Consider the following 20,878-nt stretch of genomic DNA (forward strand, 5'->3'; position numbering starts at 1 on the left):
ACCGGGCCGGGGCGGGGGCCGGGGCCGGGGCCGCAGGGCGGGCGCGCGGCACGCTGCCGGTGGCGCGCGTCGTGCGCGGGACCGTGCGGGCCGTCGGCCGAGGGGTGGTCGCGGCACGCCGGATGCCCAATCCACGGCTGACCGGGCTGGGCGGCGGGCTGTTCGCCGGTGCCTTGATGCTGGTGTTCGCGCTGCTCGACCGGCTGCTGTTCGGTGGCTCCATCGCGGTGTACGGGGTGCTCTTCCTGCTGGTCAGTACGGTGACCGCGCTGTGGGTGCGGCCCGCGGACCTGGTGACGGCGCCGGTCGCGGTACCGCTCGCCTTCGCCGTCGGGCTACTGCCGATCGCCGGGGGCTCCGGTGGGCTCGGCGGTCAGCTGATGGGGCTGCTGACCGCGCTGGCCGTGAACGCGGGATGGCTGTACGGCGGCACCCTGATCGCCGGTCTCGTGGTGACCGTACGCAAGATCCGGATCATGGGGCGCAAGCGGCGGGCCCGGCAGGCGGCCGCGCACGCGCCGCATCGCCGGGCGCCGTACGCCCCCTAGGACCCGTCCTGCGGATTCGGCGGACAGGCACTAGGTCGCCCGGGCCTCGCTCGCCCTGGACGCGGTCATGGCCGCGCCGACGATCCCCGCGTTGTTCAGCAGCTCGGCCGGGACGACCTCGGCGCGTATCCCCTCGATCAGGGGCAGGAACTTCTGTGCCTTGCGGCTGACTCCGCCGCCGATGATGAACAGTTCGGGGGAGAAGAGCATCTCGACGTGGGTGAGGTACTTCTGTACGCGGTGCGCCCAGTGCTCCCAGGTCAGCTGTTCGTCGTCCCTGACTTTGGTGGATGCCCGCTTCTCCGCTTCGTGGCCGTGCAGCTCCAGGTGGCCGAGCTCGGTGTTCGGTACGAGACGTCCCTCGGTGAACACCGCGCTGCCGATGCCCGTGCCCAGCGTGAGCATGATGACCGTGCCCTCGCGGCCGCGGCCCGCGCCGAACTGCATCTCGGCGACGCCCGCCGCGTCCGCGTCGTTCAGCACGGTGACCGGCACGCCGCCCAGCCGCTCGCCGAGCAGCGCGCGGGCGTCGACGTCGACCCAGGTCTTGTCGACGTTGGCCGCCGTACGGATCGTGCCGCCGTTGACCACGCCGGGGAAGGTGACGCCCACCGGGCCCGACCAGCCGAAGTGGTCGACCACCTCGCGTACGCAGTCGGCCACGTCGTCCGGTGTGGCCGGGTGCGGGGTGAGCACCTTGTGCCGGGGGTCGGACAGTTCGCCCCGGTCCAGGTCGACCGGGGCGCCCTTGATGCCTGATCCGCCGATGTCCACGCCGAAGATCTGCATGGACACCACGTTACGACGAAGAACTGACAGTCACTTCTCGGACGGGTCAGCCGATGCCGCTGCTGGTGCGTCGGGCAGCTTGCCGCCGCGCTCCTCGACCAGTGCCGCCGCCTCGGCGCGCAGATCGCGGCGCAGCTCCTTCGGCAGCGAGAAGATGATCGACTCCTCGGCCGCCTTGACCGTCTCGACGTCCTCGAACCCGCGCTGGGCGAGCCACTCCAGTACGCCGTCGACCAGGACCTCGGGGACCGAGGCGCCCGAGGTGACACCGACCGTGGAGACGCCCTCCAGCCAGGCCTCCTCGATCTCGTCGGCGAAGTCCACCAGGTAGGCGGCGCGGGAGCCCGCGCCGATGGCGACCTCGACCAGCCGCTTGGAGTTGGAGGAGTTCCGGGAGCCGACCACGATGACCAGCTCGGCCTCGGCGCCCATCTGCTTGACGGCCAGCTGACGGTTCTGTGTGGCGTAGCAGATGTCGTCGCTGGGCGGCGAGATCAGCTGCGGGAACTTGTCCTTGAGCGCGTCCACCGTCTCCATCGTCTCGTCGACGGAGAGCGTGGTCTGGGAGAGCCAGACCACCTTGGACGGGTCGCGGACCTCGACCTTCGCGACGTCCTCGGGGCCGTCGACCAGGGTGATGTGGTCCGGGGCCTCACCCGAGGTGCCGATGACCTCTTCGTGGCCCTCGTGGCCGATGAGCAGGATGTCGTAGTCCTCGTCCGCGAAGCGGACGGCTTCCTTGTGCACCTTGGTGACCAGCGGGCAGGTGGCGTCGATGGTGGCCAGGTTCCGCCCGGCCGCCTCGTCGTGGACGACCGGCGCCACGCCGTGGGCCGAGAACATCACGATCGACCCCTCGGGGACCTCCGCCGTCTCCTCGACGAAGATCGCGCCCTTCTTCTCCAGGGTCTGCACGACGTATTTGTTGTGGACGATCTCGTGGCGTACGTAAACCGGCGCGCCGTACTGCTCCAGGGCTTTCTCGACGGCGATCACGGCACGGTCCACGCCCGCGCAGTAACCGCGGGGGGCGGCGAGCAGGACGCGGCGGGCAGCAGCGGGTGCAGTCATGTCCCCCATCGTAAGGCCGCGTCCAGGAGGTCAGAGATCCACTCCTTGGGGAGACTGGTGAGCCGGGGGTGCCGAGGGCCCGCGGTGCGCGGGATGAGGCCTCTGTGGGGGATGACCCGCGAGCGAGTGCGAAGGAGTGCGGTGGATGGCCGGTGACAGCGGCACCGGGGGCGGGACCGGGGGCGGCAGCGGGGGCGTCGGCACGCTGCGGCGCAGTCTCGGCTTCCGTGACCTGGTGGTCTACGGGCTGCTGTTCATCGCCCCCATGGCGCCCGTCGGCGTGTTCGGCACCCTGGACGCCAAGTCGCACGGCGCGGTGGCGCTGGTCTACCTGGTCGCGACGGTCGCGATGGCGTTCACCGCTTTCAGCTACGCGCAGATGGTGCGGGTCGTCCCCCAGGCGGGCTCGGTCTTCGCCTACGCGCGCGTGGCGCTCGGCAAGGGCCCCGGGTTCGTCGCCGGGTGGATGGCGATGCTCGACTACCTGCTGATCCCGGCCGTCGCGTATCTCTTCTCCGGGATCGCGATGCACGCGCTGGTGCCGTCGGTCTCGCAGTGGGTATGGACGGCGCTGGCGGTGGTGATCACCACGGCGTTGAACCTGTGGGGCGTACGGGCGGCCGCGCGGGTCGGCTTCGCGGTGCTGGCGATGGAGATCGTGGTGCTGCTGGTCTTCGTCGTGGCCGCGGTGGTGGTGCTCGTACGGGACGGGGCGCAGCGCGGCTGGCTGTCGCCGCTGGTGGGTGACGGGACGTTCGCGGTGTCCGCGGTGCTTGGCGCGGTGTCGATCGCGGTGTTGTCGTATCTGGGCTTCGACGCGATCGCGTCCTTCGCCGAGGAGGTGACCGGGGGTTCGGCGAAAGTGGCGCGGGCGGTGCTGTTCTGCCTGGCCCTGGCGGGCACGCTGTTCGTGGCGCAGACGTATCTGGTGGCGCTGCTGGAACCCGTCTCGTCGGCCGAGCTGGCGGCCGAGCCCGCCCGGCAGGGGTCGGCGTTCTACGACGCGGTGGACGCGTCGGTCGGCTGGTGGCTGCACGACCTGGTGGCCGTCAGCAAGGCGATCGGGGCGGCGTTCGCGGCGCTGGCGGGTCAGGCGGCGGCCGGGCGACTGCTGTTCGCGATGGCCCGCGAGCGGCGGCTGCCGCGGATGCTGGCCAAGACCGAGTCGGGGGTACCTCGGCCCGCGCTGCTGTCCGCGGCGACGGTGACCCTGGTGGCCGCGGTGTGGGCGGCCCGCAGGGACGACGGGATGGACCACCTGGTGTCGGTGGTGGACATCGGCGCGCTGACGGCGTTCACGCTGCTGCATGTGTCGGTGGTGGCCTGGTTCGCGGTACGCAAGCGGGGCGGCCGGGTGAGTTGGTGGCGGCACTGGCTGGTGCCGGTGCTCGGCGCGGCGGTGACCGTCGCGGTCATCGTGGAGGCGTCCCGCTCGGCGCAGGTGGTCGGGGTCATCTGGCTGGGGGTGGGGCTCGTGGTGCTCTTCGCGCAGCGTCACCGGCAGGCGGCCGCGCCAGAAGAAGCGCTGACGGGAGCTGGCCGGGACTGACCGGGGCTGGCTGAGGGCTGGTCGCGACTGACGGGGGCTGGCCGGGGCTGACTGTCAGTCCGTGCCGCTACGCTCCGAGTCATGGCTGTGCACACGTCCGCGGACGCGCCGCTCCCCGTCGGCGAGATCTCGCGGCTCATCGGGGGCTGGATCGACCGGCTGGGTGCCGTGTGGGTCGAGGGGCAGATCACCCAGTTGTCTCGGCGGCCCGGCGCCGGGGTGGTCTTTCTGACCCTGCGCGACCCGTCGCACGACATCTCGGTGAGCGTCACCTGCTACCGCAAGGTGTTCGACGCGGTCGCCGACGTGGTGTCCGAGGGCGCCCGCGTCGTCGTCTACGCCAAGCCCGAGTGGTACGCGCCGCGTGGGCAGCTGTCGCTGCGGGCCACCGAGATAAAGCCGGTGGGCGTCGGCGAGCTGCTCGCCAGGCTGGAGCAGCTGAAGCGGGCGCTGACCAAGGAGGGGCTGTTCGCCGCGGAGCGGAAGAAGCCGCTGCCGTTTCTGCCGCAGCTGATCGGCCTGGTCTGCGGCCGCGCGTCGGCGGCCGAGCGCGATGTGCTGGAGAACGCCCGGCACCGCTGGCCCGCGGTCCGCTTCGAGGTGCGCAACGTCCCCGTACAGGGCGTACAGGCCGTCGCGCAGGTGACACAGGCGGTCAAGGAGCTCGACGAGCTGGACGCCGTGGACGTGATCGTCGTGGCGCGCGGGGGCGGCAGCGTCGAGGACCTGCTGCCGTTCTCGGACGAACAGCTGCTGCGCGCGGTGGCGTCCTGCCGTACGCCGGTCGTCTCGGCCATCGGGCACGAGCCCGACTCGCCGCTGCTCGACCTGGTGGCCGACCTGCGCGCCTCCACCCCGACCGACGCGGCCAAGAAGATCGTGCCGGACGTGGGCGAGGAGTACGAACGGGTGCGGCTGCTGCGGGACCGGGCACGCCGGGCCGTGCACCATCTGCTCGACCGCGAGGAGCGGGGACTCGCGGTGGCGATGTCCCGGCCGTCGATGGAGCACCCGCACCGGATGGTCGAGGAGCGCGAGGAGCAGGTCGCGGCGCTGCTCGACCGCAGCCGCCGCACCCTCGGCCATCTCCTTGACCGCGCCGAGTCCGAGCTGACCCACACCCACGCGCGCGTGGTGGCCCTGTCGCCCGCCGCGACCCTGCGGCGCGGCTATGCGGTGCTGCAGAAGGCGGACGGCCATGTGGTGCGGGCACCGGACGAGGTCACGGCGGACGAGGCGCTGCGCGCCCGGGTCGCCGAGGGCGAGTTCACGGTACGGGTCGCCGAGTGACCGTCAGTTCTGTCGTACCCCGGACTTAGGGTGGAGCACATGACCACGACGCAGGGCCCGACCTCAGCGGATGCCGCGGACTCGCTCGGGTACGAGCAGGCGCGGGACGAGTTGATCGATGTGGTGCGTCGCCTTGAGGCGGGCGGCACCACGCTTGAGGAGTCCCTCGCGCTCTGGGAGCGCGGCGAGGAGCTCGCCAAGGTGTGCCGCCACTGGCTGGACGGCGCGCGCGAGCGGCTGGACGCGGCGCTGGCGGAGCCGGGCGAGGACGACGACGCCAAGGACAGCTGAGAGCTGCCCGGTCGGCGTGCCCGACGAGCGCTCCGGTCGGCGTGCCCGAGAGCGCTGAGGCCCGCCCTCCGCCGCTGAGGCCCGCCCTCTGCTGAGGCCCGCCCTCCGTTTCCGTACACCTCCCGTACACCTTGATCACTGATCTTGAGGCTTAGATCACTCACCCCGATTATTGTTGAAGATTCAATCTAATCGGCGTAGAGTTGCATCAGCAAGCTTGATCCACTGCCGCCTGCGAGAAGGTTTTCCCAAAATGTCGCTCGTACTTGACTCCGCCGCCCAGGACCTCCTCTTCCGCGAGGCCCGTTCCGCCAGCACCTTCACCGACGAGCCCGTCACCGACGAGCAGGTGCAGGCGATCTACGACCTGGTGAAGTTCGGCCCGACCGCCTTCAACCAGACCCCGCTGCGCGTCACCCTGGTCCGCTCCCCCGAGGCCCGCGAGCGCCTGGTCAAGCACATGATGGAGGGCAACCAGGCGAAGACCGCCGCCGCGCCGCTGGTCGCGATCCTCTCCACGGACAACGAGTTCCACGAGGAGCTCCCCCGGCTGCTCCCCCCGATGCCCGACCTCAAGGACACCGTCTTCGCCGAGCGCCCGGTCCGTGAGCAGGCCGCCATGCTGAACGGCTCCCTGCAGGCCGCGTACTTCCTGATCGGTGTGCGCGCCGCCGGCTTCGCCGCGGGCCCGATGAACGGCTTCGACCACGCCGGCGTCCAGAAGGAGTTCCTGGACGACGACCACACCCCGCTGATGGTCGTCAACATCGGCAAGCCCGGCCCGGACGCCTGGTACCCGCGCCTGCCGCGCCTGGACTACGACGAGGTCGTCACCACCGTCTGACCTGATCGGATCTGATTCGATCCGATCCGATCCGATCCGATCTGACCAGCGCGCCACGCGCGCGAAGGGCCCCCGGCTGCTGCCGGGGGCCCTTCGCGCGCCTCAGAACAGGCGGATCACTCCACCGCGTCCGGGCTCTTCAGCGACTTGGCGACCTTCGTCAGGTCCTTGAACGGGGCCGTGCCCGTCACCACCGTCGTATAGCCGTCGCCCTCGTACACCAGCGCGTCGTACTTGGGCCCCTCGTACCGCTTCCAGTCCTCGCCGCCGATCCGCTCGGTGGCCGAGGTCTCCTCGGCTCCCTGGGTGACCTTGGCGATGAACTTGCCCGGCGGCGCCACGGACTGCTCGATCCCCACGTACTCCCGGTCCGGCGAGAGGAAGCCCAGGTGCCAGGCCTGGTGGTCGACGCCCTTGAACCGCACCGACGTCGCCTTCCAGCCGCCGGGCAGCCCCTCGGGCCCGACCACCGGATAGTCCGTGGCGCGCTGCGCCGTCGCCAACTCGACCGTGTAGTCCTTGGGCTCCAGCGGGTCCTTGGAGTCGTCATTGGGGATGAAGACGTAGATGCACGCGACGACCGCGCCGATGGCTGCCATCGACAGCACCATGTCCCGTACCGTCTGCTTGCCTTTCATACCTGCCACGCCCCCATCGTCGCAGGTGTGCGGAGTACCCCGGACAGCCCCCTCCCCGTTCACTCCGCACTCGCTCCCCGCTGCTCATGCGTGCCCCGCTCTGCTCATTTTGTCGACCTGCCGATAGAGTCGCCCCTAAAACCCTCATCCGGCCGCCCGCCCGTCACCCACCCCCGCCCTCAACGGAGCCCTTCGGGCGAAGCCCGTTTGTGTATCACGAAAGGTGCGCTCGATGACCGAGCATCATCTCCCGTCCGAACTCGAGGTCTCCCCCGAGGCTCCCGACCGCAACCTCGCCCTGGAGCTCGTCCGGGTCACCGAGGCCGCCGCGATGGCGGCCGGCCGCTGGGTGGGCCGAGGTGAGAAGAACGGCGCCGACGGTGCCGCGGTCCGAGCCATGCGGACCCTCGTCCACACCGTCTCGATGAACGGCGTCGTCGTCATCGGCGAAGGTGAGAAGGACGAAGCGCCGATGCTCTACAACGGCGAGCGGATCGGCGACGGCACCGGCGCCGAGGTCGACATCGCGGTCGACCCCATCGACGGCACCACGCTGTGCGCCAAGGGCATGCCCAACGCGATCGCCGTACTGGCCGCCGCCGACCGCGGCACCATGTTCGACCCGTCCGCGGTCTTCTACATGGACAAGCTCGTCACCGGGCCCGAGGCCGCCGACTACGTGGACATCAACGCCCCCGCGTCGGTGAACATCCGCCGGGTCGCCAAGGCCAAGAAGTCCGCCCCCGAAGACGTCACCGTGATGATCCTCGACCGCCCGCGCCACGAGGGCATCGTCAAGGAGATCCGGGAGACCGGCGCCCGTATCCAGTTCATCTCCGACGGCGACGTGGCCGGTTCGATCATGGCCGTGCGCGAAGGCACCGGCGTGGACCTGCTGATGGGCATCGGCGGCACGCCCGAGGGCATCATCAGCGCCTGCGCGATCAAGTGCCTGGGCGGCACCATCCAGGGCAAGCTCTGGCCCAAGGACGAGGCCGAGAAGCAGCGCGCCATCGACGCCGGGCACGACCTGGACCGGGTGCTCTACACCCACGACCTGGTCTCCGGCGAGAACGTCTTCTTCGTGGCGACCGGCATCACCGACGGCGAGCTGCTGCGCGGGGTGCGCTACAGCTCCGAGACGGCCACCACGCAGTCCCTGGTGATGCGCTCCAAGTCGGGCACCATCCGCCAGATCGACTCGACCCACCGCCTGGCGAAGCTGCGCGCCTACAGCGCCATCGACTTCGACCGCGCGAAGTAGAAGCACGTACGTGAACGGGGGCGCCCTTTGTGCGGAGGGCGCCCCTTTCGCGTACCGGCCACGCGTACCGGTGGCGCGTACCGGCTAACCGGCCGCCGCGACAGATCCCGCCGTGTGCGATGCCTTCTGCAGCTCCATGTCGCGGCGCCGACGGCGGGTCAGCACCACTCGGCGCTCGGCGGCGGTGAGCCCGCCCCACACGCCGTACGGCTCGGGCTGCAGCAGCGCGTGCTCGCGGCACTCGACCATCACGGGACAGCCCGCACAGACCCGCTTCGCGGCGTCCTCGCGGGACAGCCGGGCGGCCGTCGGCTCTTTCGACGGGGCGAAGAACAACCCGGCTTCGTCCCGGCGGCACACGGCCTCCGTGTGCCAGGGAGCGTCCTGATCTCGCGTCGGCACCCGCTGGGCCGGAACTGCGGCGACCTGCAGGGACTGATGCGGCGGTTGCAGCACGGTCTACTCCTGACGACGGCTTCGCGAGCGGGAAGAGGATGCGGCAGGCCTACCCACTGTGCGCGGGCCTATGCACTGAGTTCCGATGCACGGGAGTTCCCGCCCGACTATCGGGCGTGTCCAGCCTGCTTTCAGCCCTCTTCGCCGACTTTCGGCCGCCGTCAGTGGCCGAGATGCTTCCGGAACCGATCGCTGAGGTCCTGGACGAACTTGCCGCGCTTGGGCTTCGCCTCGATGTTGCCCAGGACCGAATATCCGTCGATGAAGACCACCGGCGCCTGCGGGTTTCCGGAGTCCAGCGTCTCGACCTCGAAGTTCCCGAAGACACCGCTGCCGCTGCCGTGCAGCGAGATGTTCTCCGGGACGGTGACCTCGACGTTGCCGAAGACCGAGACCGCCTTGATGACCACCCGCTGGTGCTCGAAGATCGCCTCGGTGAGGTCGATCTCCACATTGCCGAAGATCGCGTACACGTGGGTCCTGCGGGCCACCCGCCAGCGGCCCTTGCGGGTGGTGCTGCTGAACACCGCGACCAGGTTCTCGTCCGGGGCGGCCGGTACACCGGTGCGTTCCGGGGCGTACGCGTACGTCTGCGCGCCCTGGTGTCGTTCGCGCGGCGCGGGCAGGTCCTGGACGAGCGGGGCCAGTTCGGCGACGGTCTTGGCGCGGTACACCCCGTCCACGCGCTCGGCGTGCTCCTCAGCGGTCAGACGGCCTTCCGCGAGGGCGTCGCGGAGGATGTCCGCGGTGCGGTCGCGGTCCGCGTCCGACGCGCGGAGCTCTGCCGCCGCTGCGGGTGGCTGGGCGGCTGGTGGTGCCTGAGGCGGGTGCTTTTCGAGGTCCACGGCCCCAGCGTACCGAAACGCGATAGATCGCGACTAGTCCGCAGCGACTCCTACCGAGCAACGCGTGCCGAGCAACGCGTTCCGACCGACTCCTACTGAGCCTTACCTCACAGACCGGTCCCCCGCGCGGCGTTCTAGGCTGGTGTGCGCGCCGCCAATGGAGGTTGCGCCGCTGTCTGCCGAGTGAGGAATGGCCGTAATGCCAGAGTTTGCGTACTCCGATCTGCTCCCCCTGGGAGAGGACGCCACGCCCTACCGACTGGTGACCGCCGAGGGTGTGTCCACGTTCGAGGCCGACGGGCGCACCTTCCTCAAGGTCGAGCCGGAGGCGCTGCGCCGGCTCGCCGAAGAGGCCATCCACGACATCCAGCACTACCTGCGGCCCGCCCACCTCGCCCAGCTGCGCAAGATCATCGATGACCCCGAGGCGTCGTCGAACGACAAGTTCGTCGCCCTGGACCTGCTGAAGAACGCGAACATCGCGGCCGCGGGCGTGCTCCCGATGTGCCAGGACACCGGCACCGCGATCGTGATGGGCAAGCGCGGCCAGAACGTCCTCACCGAGGGCGGCGACTCGGAGGCCCTCGCGCGCGGCATCTACGACGCGTACCAGAACCTCAACCTGCGCTACTCGCAGATGGCCCCGCTGACCATGTGGGACGAGAAGAACACCGGCTCCAACCTCCCCGCGCAGATCGAGCTGTACGCGGCCGACGGCGACGCCTACAAGTTCCTGATCATGGCCAAGGGCGGCGGCTCGGCGAACAAATCGTTCCTGTACCAGGAGACGAAGGCCGTCCTGAACGAGGCCTCCATGATGAAGTTCCTGGAGGAGAAGATCCGTTCGCTCGGTACGGCCGCCTGCCCGCCGTACCACCTGGCGATCGTCGTCGGCGGCACCTCAGCCGAGTACGCCCTGAAGACCGCCAAGTACGCCTCCGCGCACTACCTGGACGAGATCCCCGACGAGGGCTCGCCGCTCGGCCACGGCTTCCGCGACAAGGACCTGGAAGACAAGGTCTTCGAGCTCACCCAGAAGATCGGCATCGGGGCGCAGTTCGGCGGCAAGTACTTCTGCCATGACGTACGAGTCGTCCGCCTCCCCCGGCACGGCGCGTCCTGCCCGGTCGCCATCGCCGTCTCCTGCTCGGCCGACCGCCAGGCCGTCGCGAAGATCACCGCCGAAGGCGTCTTCCTGGAGCAGCTGGAGACCGACCCGGCGCGCTTCCTCCCGGAGACCACCGACGAGCACCTCGACAGCGAGGGCGAGGGCGAGAGTGACGTCGTACGCATCGACCTCAACCAGCCCATGGACGAGATCCTCGCCGAGCTGACCAAGTACCCGGTCAAGACCCGGCTCTCGCTGAACGGCCCGCTGGTCGTGGCCCGCGACATCGCGCACGCCAAGATCAAGGAGCGGCTCGACGCGGGCGAGGAGATGCCGCAGTACCTGAAGGACCACCCGGTCTACTACGCGGGCCCCGCCAAGACCCCCGAGGGCTACGCCTCCGGGTCGTTCGGTCCGACCACGGCCGGGCGGATGGACTCCTACGTGGAGCAGTTCCAGGCGGCGGGCGGCTCCAAGGTCATGCTGGCCAAGGGCAACCGCTCCAAGCAGGTCACGGACGCGTGCGACGCGCACGGCGGCTTCTACCTCGGCTCCATCGGCGGCCCGGCCGCCCGGCTCGCGCAGGACTGCATCAAGAAGGTCGAGGTCGTCGAGTACGAGGAGCTCGGCATGGAGGCGGTCTGGAAGATCGAGGTGGAGGACTTCCCGGCCTTCATCGTCGTCGACGACAAGGGCAACGACTTCTTCCAGGCACCCGCCGAGGCGCCGACCATCCTCAACATCCCCGTTCGCCAGGGCGCTTAGGCGCTCGCGGCCGTAGCGGGCCGGGCGGCAGGTCCTCAGCCGAGCAGTGCGCCCAGGAAGCCGAGCAGTGCGCCCATGAGCAGGCCCGGCATCAGGAACGCGGCGATACCGCCGAGGAAGAGGGCCATGCCGCCCGCCATGACAGTGATGAACAGGGCGGTGAAGGGGTCGCCCAGGGTGTGGCCGCGCGGCGCGTCACCCGGGACGAACCAGAGGGTGCGCGTCGGGCGCGGCCTGGAGAAGCGGCCCGACGGCCGCAGCGCGTGCTCCCTGCGGACACCGTCGGGGTCGGTGAACTCGTAGACGAACTCCGGCCAGGGGCCACCACTGCTGTGGCCGGTCCGGCTGTCGACGTGGCGCGCCTCGACGCGGATCCCGCGGGTCCAGGGGTCCCGCACCCCGGCGAACCCGAAAGCGAGTACGCGGGCCACGAGAGCGGTCACGGCCCAGGCGGGAACGGCGGCCCACACCACGACCGCGCGCACGGGGTGGCCGAGGGCCAGCAGGGCGAGCGAGCTGACCAGGGTCGCCGCCAGCAGCGCGAACCAGGCCAGCCGGACCGGGGAGTGTCGCTCGCGCAAGGGGAGTGACCGCACCGGGGTCACGGTGACGCCGAGCTGCCGCGGTACGTCATGGTCATGGAGTGCCGTGCCGCGGTCGCTGACCAGTCGCTCCAGAGCGGCCGCGAACGGGCGGCCCTGCCTGCTGGGGCAGGCCAGCTCGTAGCGCCCGCCGAATTCCGTGACGGCCGGGCGGAGCGTGATCCGCAGCCTGACCCAGGCCCCTCCCGTCGCACCGTCGGTGGTGGTCACCGCGCCGATGGCCTGGTACGGGATACGGGTCACGGTTCCCGACCCCTGCCAGTGGACGCCGTCCTCGCGGAGCCGGACGGTCACACCCCCGTCCCGGATGACCAGCGAAGGCGGTGGTGCCTGCCCGGTTTTCTCGTTCATCGACGCATCCCCTCCCCGGTGTCATCCTCTCCTGTCGCCGGGCGGGCTGCCACGGCCGGGCGCGGCAGGAGGGCGCCACGCTCGTTGCCGGAAGCGGGAAACGGGCCGCCCGCCGCTGTCACTCGACAGCGGCGGGCGGTCCGTCAGGGTGTAGTCGTACGGTCTACGCGAAGCGCTGGCCGGCCGAGCCGTCGCACTTCTGGAGTTTCACCCCGTCCTTGGGTGAGGCCAGCGTCAGGCAGAGGCCGGGGGCCTCGGCCGGGCGCAGGGTGCCCGACTCGCTGGTGAAGCGCTGGTTGGCGCCGCCGTGGCAGTTCCAGAGGGTGACGGCCGCGCCCTCGGTGTACTTGCCCTCGCGGACGTCGAGGCAGCGGTCGTGGGTCTGCTCGATGTGCAGCGACTTACGGGCCGCGTCGTACCACCAGCCCTGGTTGCGTTCGCCCGAGCAGTCCCAGCCGATGACCTTGGTGCCGTTGCGGCTGCTGGCGCCTGACGCGTCGACACAGGTGCCGGTCGCCTCGTTCCTCAGCGGGGCGAACTTCTCGCTCAGTACGCCCGGATACAGCTTCGGGCTGCCCGTGCTCGCCGGGTCGGCGCAACTGGCCTCGTCCAGGCCGGAGTCGTACAGCTGCGTCAGGCAGGTCGCGAAGGCGCCGTGGCCGGCCGCGTTCGGGTGGAAGGACTGGCGTGCGGTGTTCTCGTCCGGTGGGAAGGGGTTGCCCAGTTCCAGGTAGAGGCCGCGGGCCCAGGTCTGCTCCATGCAGACCTCATGGCCGTGGAAGAGCCGGGAGTTGTCGAGGTAGGTGGCGCCGCTGTTCCGTGCCGCGGCCCGGATGCCGGTCTCGAAGGTGGGTACGGCGTAGTTGCGGCCCCAGGACGCGTCGGAGTCGTAGCCGGTGCAGCCGCCGGGGATCTTCCCGGGGAACTTGGGGTTGTCGTAGATGTCCGGGCCGATGGGGCTCGGGTAGCTCATCACGACCAGCTTGTACGAGTCGTCCGTGTAGCCCGCGTCGCGCATCACGGTACGCAGATCGCCCACCGTATCCTCGACCTTGGGCTTCAGGGCGTCGACCCTGCCCTGCCAGCCGGGGGCGTACTTGGGCTCGCAGGCGCCCTGGAAGGTGAACCAGCGGACCACGCAGTCGGTCATGACGGGGCCGAACTGGAGGTCGTCGTTGGCGCCCGCGACCAGCAGCACCATCTTGATCTTCGTGTTCCTGGCCTTGATGGCGAGGCTGTCGCTCTGCACCAGTTCGTCGGCGTACTGCTTGCTGCCGCCGATCTTGATGTTGCCGGAGTACGCGCCGGAGCAGGCGACGTTGTACGTCTGGTCGGCGGGGATGCTGGTGCGGTGGATCGCGGCGACCTTGGAGCGGTGGCACCAGTTGTCGGGGCCGTCCGTGCCGGGTTCGTACGATCCGGCTCCCTCGCCGGAGATCTCGCTGTCGCCGAGTGAGATCAGGCCGGACTGGCGCTCGTTCATGGGGCGTTCGGCCGGGTCGCCGTAGAGCTCGGTCGCCTCGGCGGCGCGGATCTTCTCGAGTTCGGGTGGAAGGGGGGTCGATGCGGGTGCCGCTGGTGCGGGCGCGGGCGCGGCCTGGCTGATGGGAGCGTTGAGGCCGAGCAGGGCGACTGCGGCCGCCGCCGCGGCGGCGACGGTGCACCTGATGCGTGGGCTGGTGTGTCTGATGCGTGGGCTGGTGCGTCTGGTCGTGGATCTGGTGTGTTGCATGGGCGCCTCCCCGATTTCACTGTTACCCCCGGTATTTACTGGCCGGTAGGCGAGTTGGGAATAGCCCGAACAAGACAAGTGCTCAACTTTTCGGAGGAGATCACGATGACGAGCAAAGATGATCAGTACCGGATCGAACATGACTCCATGGGTGAGGTGCGGGTTCCCGCGCACGCCAAGTGGCGGGCCCAGACCCAGCGCGCCGTGGAGAACTTCCCGATCTCCGGGCAGCCCCTGGAGTCCGCGCACATCGCGGCGCTGGCCCGTATCAAGGCCGCCGCGGCCAAGGTGAACGCCGAACTCGGGGTCATCGACAAGGACGTCGCCGAGGCCATCCAGGACGCCGCCGCCGAGGTCGCGGACGGCCGCTGGGACGCGCACTTCCCGGTCGACGTCTTCCAGACCGGCTCCGGTACGTCGTCCAACATGAACACCAACGAGGTGCTGGCCACGCTCGCCGGGGAGCGCCTGGGCCGCGACGTCCACCCCAACGACCAGGTGAACGCCTCCCAGTCGTCCAACGACGTCTTCCCCTCCTCGATCCACATCGCCGCGACCGCTGCCGTGACCGGAGACCTGATCCCGGCCCTGGAACACCTGGCGGCGTCCCTGGAGCGCAAGTCCGAGGAGTTCGCCGAGGTCGTGAAGTCCGGGCGGACCCATCTGATGGATGCCACACCCGTGACGCTCGGTCAGGAGTTCGGCGGCTACGCGGCGCAGATGCGGTACGGCGTCGAGCGGCTGCGGTCCGCGCTGCCACGGCTGGCCGAACTGCCGCTCGGCGGTACGGCCGTCGGCACCGGGATCAACACGCCACCGGGGTTCGCGGCGGCCGTGATCGCCGAGGTCGCGCGGGCGACCGGCCTGCCGCTCACCGAGGCGCGCGACCACTTCGAGGCACAGGGCGCGCGCGACGCGATCGTGGAGACGTCCGGCCAACTGCGGGTGGTCGCGGTCGGCCTGACGAAGATCGCCAACGATCTGCGCTGGATGGCGTCCGGGCCGCGCACCGGGCTCGCCGAGATCAACCTCCCCGATCTGCAGCCCGGTTCGTCGATCATGCCGGGCAAGGTGAACCCGGTGATCCCGGAGGCGGTCCTGATGGCCGCCGCCCAGGTGACCGGAAACGACGCGACGGTCGCGACCGCGGGCGCCGCCGGGAACTTCGAACTGAACGTCATGCTGCCGGTGATCGCCAAGAACGTCCTGGAGTCGGTACGGCTGCTGGCCGCCGCGTCCCGGCTGCTGGCCGACCGTACGGTCGACGGGATCACCGCCAACGCCGAACGGGCCCGCGAGTACGCCGAGTCGTCGCCGTCCGTGGTGACACCGCTGAACAAGTACATCGGATACGAGGAGGCCGCGAAGGTCGCCAAGAAGTCGCTCGCCGAGCGGCGCACGATCCGTGAGGTGGTCCTGGCGGGCGGATACGTCGAGCGGGGCGACCTCACGGTCGAGCAACTCGACGAGGCGCTGGACGTGTTGCGGATGACCCGCCCCTGAAAGACCCTTGGAGCGCCCCGAGGCACCCCCGAGGCACCTCCAGGGCGCCTCGACCGCCGCGCGACCGGAACCGGACGGGCTGATTTCGGCCCGTCCGAGTGCCCCCCGAGTGCCTCCGCGCACCCCCGCCTAAGATCTGCGCATGACAGAGCACACGGCGGCGCACTGGGCGCCAGGGAGTCACATCCTGTGGCGGTACCGGGAGAACGGCGGCCCCCACCCGCACATCTGCCGCCCCGTGACCGTCGTCCGGGACACCGGCGAACTGCTCGCCGTCTGGCTCGCACCCGGGACCGAATGCGTCAAGCCGGTGATAGCCGACGGCACGCCCGTGCACCACGAACCGCTCGCCACGCGCTACACCAAGCCGCGCGCGGTGCGCCGCGACCGCTGGTTCGGTACGGGCGTACTGAAGCTGGCGCGGCCCGGCCAGCCGTGGTCGGTGTGGCTGTTCTGGGAGCCGGGCTGGCGCTTCAAGAACTGGTACGTCAACCTCGAAGCGCCGCGTACCCGCTGGTCAGACGGGGTCGACTCGGAGGATCACTTCCTGGACATCTCGGTGTACCCGGACCGCAGTTGGCACTGGCGCGACGAGGACGAGTTCGCCCAGGCGCAGCGGGTCGGGCTGATGGCCAAGGGGCAGGCGCGGGATGTACGCGCGGCGGGCCGGGCGGCGGTCGAGGAGATCGAGGCGTGGGGAGAGCCGTTCACGGCGGGCTGGCAGCACTGGCGGCCTGATCCCGCCTGGCGCGTACCGGCGCTTCCGGATGACTGGGACCGTACGCCCGCGCATGTGTCCTCATGAGACCCTTGCCGCGCCCCCGTGGTGCAAACGTAGGATCGTCCTCCGCAAGGGCGCGTGCCAGAAGCACGACAGCAACTGTCGGAGCACACCCGGCATTTGACCGATGTACGTCACTGAGGGGCGGCAGGACGTGGACGAAAGGTACGCCGGGGTGGTTGTGAGACCACCGGGCAGTTCCGACGCGATGGCGTGGAAGTTCCGTTCCGGGGGCACCCATTCGGGGTATCCGGTTTGGGGGATGACTTGCGCCGGGCCGCGCACAACGGGACGTGGGAACGCCGGGCGCGCAGCCCCGGACGGACGGATGCAAAACGCGTGACGGAGCACCCCACATCGCACGAGGGTCGACAGTGCGGCACGGCCCAGCCGACCGCCCCCGCGGACACCCGCGGGGCACACCAGCGATCCCCGAAGCCGCAGGCCGCGCCGGACACCGCCGGTCCCCTGGACACGGCGACCGCGTCCTTACCGCCGCAGGACGGCGTCCCCGCCACCGCCGAGCACACCCAGCCCCCGACGCCCGACCCGGCGGAGACCGCCGGCCACCGGGTGCGTCCGAGGCCCGCGGAGGACGAGCCCCCGCGCACGAGGCGTAACCCGCGGGCCAAGGGGAAGGCGCAGGACAGCATCCCGGTGCAGCCCACCGACAGCGCGCACGCCGCGCCCGGTCTGCCGGGCGGCCCGGGGACGGTGCCCGCGTCCCGGGTGCGGGCCACCGCCCCCGCGAACGGCGCCGCGGCGACGGCCTGCCCGGACGGCGACGGCGAGCCGCACGCCGAGAACGAAGGCACCGCACGGGAGCCGGACCTCCGCCGCTCGGAAGGCACCGGCGAGGTGCGCCACGCGACCACCGACACCGACACCGACACCGGCACCGGCACCGGCACCGGTGAGCTGGTTACGCCAGGCAAGGCAGGTCCGCGGCCAGGCGCTCAGCCCGTCGCGGGCGTGCCCGAGCCGCGCACCGAGCCCGGCGCCGCGGGCGGAGCCGGCGGCGGCTCGCACACCGCGGCCGCGCTCGGTGGGCGCGGCGGGCGGCGGGAAGGCGACCGGCTGCGGTTCGTCGGGGCCGCGACACGGCGGATCGCCCGAGGGATAGACCTCGACGAGATCGTGATGGGGCTCTGCCGGGCCACCGTGCCGACCTTCTCGGACGCGATCCTGGTCTACCTGCGCGACCCCCTGCCGGTCGGCGACGAGCGCCCGGTCGGCCCGGTCGTCCTGCGGCTGCGCCGTACCGACCAGCTGCGGCTGATGGACGAGGTGGCCGAGGCCCTAGCGGATGAGCAGCCCGAGCCCGAGCGGGGCGTGCTGTCGGCCGCGCTCCAGCTCCAGCCAGGCGACACCCCCGCGGCCGAACTCTGCGAGGTGCGCACCGGCGGCGCGCTCGCCGAGGTGCTCAGAGGCGTACGCCCGGTCTTCGCCGACGCGGCGTCCGCCGAGGACGCGCTGCCCGAGCTGCTCGGCGAGAGCTGGACGGTGCCGTCCGGCCCCCGCGCGATCCTCGCGCCGCTCAGGGGACGGCGCCGGGTGATCGGCGCCGCCGTGTTCCTGCGGCGGCCCGACCGTACGGCCTTCGACCCGGACGACCTGCTGGTCGCCGCCCAGCTGGCGACCCACACCGCGCTCGGCATCGACAAGGCGGTCCTCTACGGCCGCGAGGCGTACATCGCGGACGAGCTGCAGCGCACCATGCTGCCCGAGACGCTGCCGCAGCCCACCGGCGTACGACTGGCCAGCCGCTACCTCCCGGCCGCCGAGACGGCCCGGGTCGGCGGCGACTGGTACGACGCGATCCCGCTGCCCGGCAGCCGGGTCGCGCTGGTGGTCGGCGATGTCATGGGCCACTCCATGACCTCGGCGGCGATCATGGGCCAGCTGCGCACCACGGCCCAGACCCTCGCGGGCCTGGACCTGCCGCCCCAGGAGGTGCTGCACCACCTGGACGAGCAGGCCCAGCGGCTCGGCAGCGACCGCATGGCGACCTGCATGTACGCGGTGTACGACCCGGTCGCGCACCGCATCACCATCGCCAACGCGGGACATCCGCCACCGGTGCTGCTGCACCTGGGCGGCCGCGCCGAGGTGCTCCGGGTGCCGCCGGGCGCGCCGATCGGGGTCGGCGGCGTCGACTTCGAGGCCGTGGAGCTGGACGCCCCGGCCGGGGCGACGCTGCTGCTCTACACGGACGGCCTGGTCGAGTCCCGGCTGCGCGACGTGTGGACCGGCATCGAGCAGCTGCGCGAGCGGATGGCCGCCACCGCCCGGCTGACCGGACCCGACCACCCGCCGCCGCTGGAGGCGCTGTGTGACGAGGTGCTCGACATACTCGGCCCGGGCGACCGGGACGACGACATCGCGCTGCTCGCCGCCCGCTTCGACGGCATCGCGCCCAGCGACGTGGCGTACTGGTACCTGGAGCCGGAGGACGCGGCACCCTCCCGCGCCCGCCGCCTGGCCCGGCGCGCGCTGCAGCGCTGGGGCCTGGAGGAGCTCACGGACTCGGTCGAGCTGCTGGTCAGCGAGGTGGTGACGAATGCCGTGCGGTACGCGACCCGGCCGGTCACGCTGCGGCTGCTCCGTACCGACGTGCTGCGCTGCGAGGTCGGCGACGACGTACCGCAGCTGCCCCGGCTGCGCCAGGCACGGGCCACCGACGAGGGCGGCCGCGGGCTGTACCTGGTGAACCGCCTGGCCAGGCGGTGGGGCGCGACCCGGCTCTCGACCGGGAAGGTGGTCTGGTTCGAGCTGAACCGGAGCTGAGCGGCGCCAGGGCCGCCTGTCCGGCTGTCCGCCTGTCCGGCGGATCAGGCGCCCTGGTGGCCGAAACGGAAATGTTGCCGACAGGGCGTCGGCGGAGTTGACTGGCGGGGTGAACGAAGCGGCCTGACGACTTTCTTCATGACGGGAGGACGCTCGTGAGCGAGACCCCGCGGAAGGTCCCGTACACCACATCCAACTCCGGAATCCCGGTGGAGAGCGACGCCCATTCGCTCACCGTCGGATCCAACGGCCCGATCCTGCTCCAGGACCACTACCTGATCGAGAAGATGGCCCAGTTCAACCGTGAACGGGTCCCCGAGCGGGTGGTCCACGCCAAGGGCGCGGGCGCGTACGGAACCTTCGAAGTCACCAACGACGTAAGCCAGTTCACCAAGGCCGACCTCTTCCAGCCGGGCAGGCGCACCGAGATGCTGGCCCGCTTCTCGACGGTCGCCGGTGAGCAGGGCTCCCCCGACACCTGGCGGGACCCGCGCGGTTTCGCCCTCAAGTTCTATACGGAGCACGGCAACTACGACCTGGTGGGCAACAACACCCCCATCTTCTTCGTCCGTGACCCGATGAAATTCCAGGACTTCATCCGCTCGCAGAAGCGCCGCCCGGAGAGCGGGCTGCGCGACAACGACATGCAGTGGGACTTCTGGACCCTGTCCCCCGAGTCCGCGCACATGGTGACGTGGCTGATGGGCGACCGCGGCATCCCCAAGAGCTACCGCCATATGAACGGGTACTCGTCCCACACGTACATGTGGGTCAACGGCGGCGGCGAGCGGTTCTGGGTCAAGTACCACATCAAGACGGACCAGGGCATCGAGTTCCTGCCGCAGAGCACGGCGGACGAGCTCGCGGGCACGGACGCCGACGTGCACCGCCGCGACCTGTACGAGTCGATCAGGTCAGGGAACGCGCCGAGCTGGACGGTCAACGTCCAGATCATGCCGTTCGAGCACGCCCCCGACTACCGCTTCAACCCCTTCGACCTGACCAAGGTGTGGCCGCACGGCGACTACCCGCTGATCGAGGTCGGCCGGATGAGGCTCGACAAGAACCCGGAGGACTACTTCATCCACATCGAGCAGGCCGCCTTCGAGCCGTCGAACCTGGTCCCGGGCATCGGCCCGTCCCCGGACAAGATGCTGCTCGGCCGGCTCTTCTCGTACCCGGACACGCACCGCTACCGGATCGGCCCGAACTACGCGCAGCTGCCCCCCAACCGGCCGCGCTCGCAGGTCAGTTCGTACGCGAAGGACGGGCCCATGCGGTACGAGCCCGCGCGCGTCGGGGCGGTGTACGCGCCCAACTCCTATGGTGGCCCGGCCGCCGACGAGGGGTCCTTCGGGGACCCTGCGGGCTGGGAGACGGCGGGCGAGATGGTGCGCGAGGCGTACAAGCTCCACCGCGAGGACGACGACTGGAGCCAGCCGGGCACGATGGTCCGGCAGGTCCTGGACGACGCCGCGCGGGAACGCCTGGTGTCGAACGTCAGCGGGCATCTTGGGCAGGGCGTCTCGCGCCCGGTCCTGGACCGTGCGTTCCAGTACTGGCGCACCATCGACAAGGAGCTCGGCGACAGTATCGCCACCCGCGTCAACGGCGGCTGATCACGCGGTACGCGCACGACCAGGCGCCCGGGGCCACCGTGTGGT

Annotated in this window: 18 protein-coding genes; 11 read left to right on the forward strand and 7 right to left on the reverse strand. The window is 70.8% G+C overall.

Annotated features, from left to right (window positions below; all coding sequences use genetic code 11):
* Positions 1-548: DUF6542 domain-containing protein (locus U9R90_RS11935; protein WP_411056406.1), on the forward strand; the 548-nt coding region annotated here is incomplete at its 5' end.
* Positions 549-578: 30 nt separating this feature from the next.
* Here U9R90_RS11935 and ppgK read toward each other — a convergent pair.
* On the reverse strand, positions 579-1,337 hold the full coding sequence (gene ppgK, locus U9R90_RS11940; protein ID WP_411056407.1) for a polyphosphate--glucose phosphotransferase: 759 nt from the start codon (positions 1,335-1,337) through the stop codon (positions 579-581).
* Positions 1,338-1,367: 30 nt separating this feature from the next.
* Complete coding sequence (locus U9R90_RS11945; protein ID WP_411056408.1) at positions 1,368-2,417, reverse strand: 4-hydroxy-3-methylbut-2-enyl diphosphate reductase; 1,050 nt, start codon at positions 2,415-2,417, stop codon at positions 1,368-1,370.
* Between the two features lie 136 nt (positions 2,418-2,553).
* Between U9R90_RS11945 and U9R90_RS11950 the strand changes: the two genes are divergently transcribed.
* The 4 genes from U9R90_RS11950 to U9R90_RS11965 all read left to right on the forward strand — a co-directional run bounded on the left by U9R90_RS11950 (position 2,554) and on the right by U9R90_RS11965 (position 6,382).
* Positions 2,554-3,957, forward strand: a complete 1,404-nt coding sequence (locus U9R90_RS11950) for an APC family permease (RefSeq protein WP_411056409.1) — start codon at positions 2,554-2,556, stop codon at positions 3,955-3,957.
* 81 nt (positions 3,958-4,038) lie between these two features.
* A complete protein-coding gene (xseA, locus tag U9R90_RS11955; RefSeq protein WP_411056410.1) occupies positions 4,039-5,247 on the forward strand; it encodes an exodeoxyribonuclease VII large subunit in 1,209 nt (402 codons plus the stop codon).
* Positions 5,248-5,286: 39 nt separating this feature from the next.
* A complete protein-coding gene (locus U9R90_RS11960) occupies positions 5,287-5,538 on the forward strand; it encodes an exodeoxyribonuclease VII small subunit (RefSeq protein ID WP_411056411.1) in 252 nt (83 codons plus the stop codon).
* Positions 5,539-5,791: 253 nt separating this feature from the next.
* A complete protein-coding gene (locus U9R90_RS11965; RefSeq protein WP_411056412.1) occupies positions 5,792-6,382 on the forward strand; it encodes a malonic semialdehyde reductase in 591 nt (196 codons plus the stop codon).
* A 116-nt stretch (positions 6,383-6,498) separates the two neighbouring features.
* Here the strand turns inward: U9R90_RS11965 and U9R90_RS11970 are convergent, their stop codons facing one another.
* On the reverse strand, positions 6,499-7,020 hold the full coding sequence (locus U9R90_RS11970; protein ID WP_411057717.1) for a DUF4245 domain-containing protein: 522 nt from the start codon (positions 7,018-7,020) through the stop codon (positions 6,499-6,501).
* 232 nt (positions 7,021-7,252) lie between these two features.
* On the opposite strand from U9R90_RS11970, the gene glpX reads away from it, so the two are divergent.
* The gene (gene glpX, locus U9R90_RS11975; RefSeq protein WP_411056413.1) at positions 7,253-8,284 is read left to right on the forward strand and encodes a class II fructose-bisphosphatase; all 1,032 of its coding nucleotides are present in this window, start codon (positions 7,253-7,255) and stop codon (positions 8,282-8,284) included.
* 84 nt (positions 8,285-8,368) lie between these two features.
* Here glpX and U9R90_RS11980 read toward each other — a convergent pair whose 3' ends face one another.
* On the reverse strand, positions 8,369-8,740 hold the full coding sequence (locus U9R90_RS11980) for a WhiB family transcriptional regulator (protein ID WP_411056414.1): 372 nt from the start codon (positions 8,738-8,740) through the stop codon (positions 8,369-8,371).
* A gap of 161 nt (positions 8,741-8,901) precedes the next feature.
* On the reverse strand, positions 8,902-9,585 hold the full coding sequence (locus tag U9R90_RS11985; RefSeq protein ID WP_411056415.1) for a DUF1707 domain-containing protein: 684 nt from the start codon (positions 9,583-9,585) through the stop codon (positions 8,902-8,904).
* Between the two features lie 199 nt (positions 9,586-9,784).
* Between U9R90_RS11985 and U9R90_RS11990 the strand changes: the two genes are divergently transcribed.
* Entirely contained in the window at positions 9,785-11,458 is a 1,674-nt protein-coding gene (locus U9R90_RS11990; protein WP_411056416.1) for a fumarate hydratase, read from the forward strand.
* 35 nt (positions 11,459-11,493) lie between these two features.
* Here U9R90_RS11990 and U9R90_RS11995 read toward each other — a convergent pair whose 3' ends face one another.
* Both U9R90_RS11995 and U9R90_RS12000 read right to left on the reverse strand, forming a co-directional pair.
* Positions 11,494-12,411, reverse strand: a complete 918-nt coding sequence (locus U9R90_RS11995) for a hypothetical protein (protein WP_411056417.1) — start codon at positions 12,409-12,411, stop codon at positions 11,494-11,496.
* 163 nt (positions 12,412-12,574) lie between these two features.
* Positions 12,575-14,143, reverse strand: coding sequence for a ricin-type beta-trefoil lectin domain protein (locus tag U9R90_RS12000; RefSeq protein ID WP_411056418.1), 1,569 nt, complete (start codon positions 14,141-14,143; stop codon positions 12,575-12,577).
* 105 nt (positions 14,144-14,248) lie between these two features.
* Between U9R90_RS12000 and U9R90_RS12005 the strand changes: the two genes are divergently transcribed.
* The 4 genes from U9R90_RS12005 (at position 14,249) to U9R90_RS12020 (ending at position 20,833) form a co-directional block, all read left to right on the forward strand.
* Entirely contained in the window at positions 14,249-15,646 is a 1,398-nt protein-coding gene (locus tag U9R90_RS12005) for a class II fumarate hydratase (protein ID WP_411056419.1), read from the forward strand.
* Between the two features lie 142 nt (positions 15,647-15,788).
* Positions 15,789-16,451, forward strand: coding sequence for a DUF402 domain-containing protein (locus U9R90_RS12010; protein WP_411056420.1), 663 nt, complete (start codon positions 15,789-15,791; stop codon positions 16,449-16,451).
* Positions 16,452-17,000: 549 nt separating this feature from the next.
* Entirely contained in the window at positions 17,001-19,214 is a 2,214-nt protein-coding gene (locus tag U9R90_RS12015) for a SpoIIE family protein phosphatase (RefSeq protein WP_411057718.1), read from the forward strand.
* Between the two features lie 155 nt (positions 19,215-19,369).
* Entirely contained in the window at positions 19,370-20,833 is a 1,464-nt protein-coding gene (locus U9R90_RS12020; RefSeq protein ID WP_411056421.1) for a catalase, read from the forward strand.
* Positions 20,834-20,878 lie beyond the last annotated feature (45 nt).

Origin of the sequence: Streptomyces sp. E11-3 (assembly GCF_046540415.1) — a bacterium.
GTDB lineage: Bacteria > Actinomycetota > Actinomycetes > Streptomycetales > Streptomycetaceae > Streptomyces.